Consider the following 3,826-nt stretch of genomic DNA (forward strand, 5'->3'; position numbering starts at 1 on the left):
CACGCGCCAAGTCCAAGCCTGGCAAGACGATCGCAACCGAACGACGAAGGGCGTCGACTGGCAATTCACGACCCAACAAGCCCGCGTGAAACTGCGACGACTCTACCCCCAGCTTTTGGTGTGACAAGGGACTAGCCCGCGGCGATCTGCTCGCCCAGCTTTGCGAGTTGCGCCGTGCCGGTTCCGAGATGCAGGCCGATCTGGCGGGCCCACAGGTAGTAGCGATGGAGCGGGTAGTCCAGATCCACGCCGATGCCGCCGTGAAGATGCTGGGCCGCATAGGTGACGGACGCTCCGCCCACACTCGCCCAGTACTTGGCGATCGGCAGGATCTCCCTGGCGTCCTCGCCTTGCGCCAACAGATGAGTCGCCCGCCACACGGTGACCTTCATCGCTTGCACCTGGACATAGGCATCCGCCGCACGCTGGTGCACGGCCTGGAAGCTGCCGATCGGCCGATTGAACTGCTTTCGCTCCGTCGTGTAGGTGGCGGTCATCTCGAGAGCACGTTCCGCCACGCCGAGTTGGAGAGCGCAGAGCGATAGGGTCGCCCTCTGCCGAATCCACTCCACGATCGCTGCCCCGCTTCCTGCCTCGCCCAGAAGCTCGGCGTCGGGCACCCGCACGCTCTTCAGGTGCAGGTTGGGACGAAGCTGCTCGTCGGTCGTCTCCACGCGCTCGAGCTCGGCACCTTCGCTCCGGGGATCGACCAGGAAGACCGAGAGTTCTCCTTCCTCGGTGGCTGCCGGAACCAGGACGCGTTGGGCCACGTGGGCAGCGGGTACGAGTGAGCAGCGGCCCTCGAGGCGCCAGCCCGTGCCGTCGTGGCGTGCAGTGACGACGTCACCCGCGCCCTGGTTGATCGCGGCGCTGAGCATCGCGTCGCCACTGGCGACCCGAGGCAGCCAGGCTGCGCGCAGACCATCCGTGCCGAACGCGTCGATGGCCAGCGCGCCCAGCACCAGCGTTGCGTAGGCAGGGACCGGCGCAACGCTGCGTCCGATTTCCTGCTGCAAGATCGTCAGTTCGGAGAGCCCAAAGCCGGCCCCACCATGCTCTTCGGGAACCGCGAGCCCGAGCAGGTTGGCCTTCGCCAGCTCGGTCCAAAGCTCGCGATCGATGCGATCCTCCGTCGTCGCCACCGCCCGGAGGCGATCCTGGCTGAGCTGGTCAGTGAGGATCTCCCGAGCGAGCCCGCGGAGCGATTCTTGATCTTCCGAATGGGAAAAATCCATTCGCCTACTCCTTGTAGTGGGGCATGCCGAGCCCCGCCATCGCGATGATGTCGCGCTGCACTTCGTTGGTCCCGCCGCCGAAGGTGAGAATGAGCGCCGAACGATAGGCGCGCTCGACCTTGCCGCGCAGGAGCACGCCGGGTGACCCGTCTTTGATCGTGCCTTCCTCGCCCAACACCTCCATCAGGAGGTGTTGGCCCGAAACGTTGAACTCGCTGGCGAAGACCTTCACGGTGGACGCCATCGATGGATGCAACCCGCCCTGGGTGATATCCCAGGCCTGCTTCCAGTTGAGCAGCTTCAGCACTTCGAGGTTGGCCTTGAACTCGGCCAGTCGCAGCTGCACCCACGGCTTGTCGGCCACCTTGCCGCCATCGGGGTGGTCTGCCTGTTTCGCCCATTGGACGACCTCACGATAGGTCACCGCCATCGGGCCGTAGTTGAAGAGCGAGACACGCTCGTGGTTCAACTGGCTCGTGATCAGCGACCAACCCTGGTTCTCGACGCCCACCAGGTTCTCGACGGGGACGCGGACATCTTCGTAGTAGGTGACGTTGGTGCGCACACCGCAGACCGTCCAGATCGGCGTGATCTTCACGCCCGGTGCGTCGAGCGGAACGACCAGCATCGAGATACCTCGATGCTTCGACGCCTCGGGATCGGTTCGGACCGCCAGCCAGACGTAATCCGAATGGTCCGCCAGGCTCGTGAACACCTTCTGGCCGTTGATGACGTACTCGTCGCCTTCACGAACCGCCCGGGTCTTCAGTGCAGCCAGATCCGTGCCTGCATCGGGCTCGGAGTAGCCAACGGCAAAGAGCAGTTCGCCCGCCAGGATCTTCGGGAGGAAACGCTCTTTCAGCGGTTCACTTCCGAACTTCATCAACGTCGGCCCGACCGTGCTGAGCGTGAGAAACGGAAGGGGAAAACCGGTGCGCTGGATCTCTTCCGCGAAGATGTACTGCTCGATCGCCGAGCGATCCTGCCCCCCGTAGGCTTCGGGCCAGCCGATCCCCAGCCAGCCGTCCTTTCCCATCTGCTGCATCACCCGCCGGAATTCAGGGCCACCGCCCTCGGAACCGCGGAGTTCTTCCATGACCTCGGGGGTCACGAGCTTTTCGAAGTAGGCCCGCAGCTCCCGCTGCAGCTTCTTCTGCTCGTCAGTCAGATCGACGTACATCGCTCGGCTCGCTCCGTGATCGCCGCCCCTGGAGCGGGGCGCCTTGAGAGAGAATGAAACGTGTTCTAATTTTGGCCTTTCCGCGGCGAGGTGTCACCCCTTGGATTTCAACGATTCTGCCTCCGAGGCGGCCTTTCGGGCCGAAGCCACGGCATTCCTGGACGAGCACGCCCCCACGGAGTTCGGCAGCTACACCTCCGGAGACGACCAGGAGGTGGTCTTCCAGCGGCACAAGGCCTGGCAGAAGACCCTGGCCGCCCACGGATGGGGTGCCATCACCTGGCCCGAGGCCCACGGCGGCCAGGGCAAGGGCCCGATCGAGCAGATCATCTGGAACGGGGAGCTGAACAAGCGGGGTGTCGGCCACTCCATGCTCGCCGTCGGTATCGGCATGGTCGGCCCTACCGTGATCGCTCACGGCACTCCTGAACAACAGCAGCGCTTCCTTGGGCCGCTACTCCAGGCCGACGAGACCTGGTGCCAACTCTTCAGTGAGCCCGGCGCCGGTTCGGATCTCGCTGGCCTCGCGACCAAAGCGGTGCGCGACGGGGACGATTGGATCATCAGTGGCCAGAAGACCTGGTGCTCCGGCGCGCAGCACAACCACTTCGGCATCCTGATCGCGCGCACGGATCCGAAGCTTCCGAAGCACAAAGGGATCACCTTCTTCCTGCTCGACATGAGCTCCCCGGGCATCGAAGTGCGCCCACTGATCGAGATGACCGGCGATTCCCATTTCAATGAGGTCTTCCTCAACGAAGTCCGCGTGCCTGATCACGCACGCCTCGGCCCCTTGAATGGGGGTTGGGGGGTTGCCCAGACCACGCTGATGAACGAGCGCATTGCGATGGGAGGGCTCTCGAACCTGTTGCATTTCGATGAGCTTCTGGCCCTGGTGGTCCGTGAGAGCGACGGCCAACCTGGCGAGGCGATGCGAGCCGAGCTGGCCGAGGTCTACTCGCAGCTCCGCTGCCTCGAGTTGCTGAACGCACGTGTCGTCTCGAAGCTCGGGCGCGGTGTGATTCCAACCGCCGAATCCTCGGTGATGAAGCTCGCCCTCGCCCGCATGATGACGAAGGCGAATGCCCTGGCAATGCGCGCCCTGGGCCCGAAGGCGCTGCTACGCCCCGGCTACTGGCAGAACGAGTACCTGTTTGCACCGGCTTTCCATATCGCCGGCGGCACCAGCGAAGTCCAGAAGAACGTCTGTGCCGAACGCGTGCTCGGCCTTCCCCGTGAAGGCATGGCCGATCGCGACACTCCCTTCGACCAACTAGTGATATGATTCATAAATAAAGGGCACTATTGGACTATCCACGTTACCCTCGCGGCGAACGGCCAGAGGGGCACGATGCGGGTCGCAGCCGAGATTCACCTCAGCAAGAGCCAGCGGGCGACGCTTCAGCAATGG

Annotated in this window: 3 protein-coding genes; 1 reads left to right on the forward strand and 2 read right to left on the reverse strand. The window is 64.1% G+C overall.

Going from position 1 to position 3,826, the window contains the following annotated elements:
• Positions 1-131: 131 nt before the first annotated feature.
• On the reverse strand, positions 132-1,235 hold the full coding sequence (locus GY937_11140; GenBank protein MCP5057265.1) for an acyl-CoA/acyl-ACP dehydrogenase: 1,104 nt from the start codon (positions 1,233-1,235) through the stop codon (positions 132-134).
• A gap of 4 nt (positions 1,236-1,239) precedes the next feature.
• On the reverse strand, positions 1,240-2,415 hold the full coding sequence (locus GY937_11145) for an acyl-CoA dehydrogenase (GenBank protein MCP5057266.1): 1,176 nt from the start codon (positions 2,413-2,415) through the stop codon (positions 1,240-1,242).
• 100 nt (positions 2,416-2,515) lie between these two features.
• On the opposite strand from GY937_11145, the gene GY937_11150 reads away from it, so the two are divergent.
• The gene (locus GY937_11150; protein ID MCP5057267.1) at positions 2,516-3,700 is read left to right on the forward strand and encodes an acyl-CoA dehydrogenase; all 1,185 of its coding nucleotides are present in this window, start codon (positions 2,516-2,518) and stop codon (positions 3,698-3,700) included.
• Positions 3,701-3,826: the final 126 nt, after the last annotated feature.

The organism is bacterium (genome assembly GCA_024228115.1).
In the GTDB taxonomy this organism is placed as follows: Bacteria; Myxococcota_A; UBA9160; order UBA9160; family UBA6930.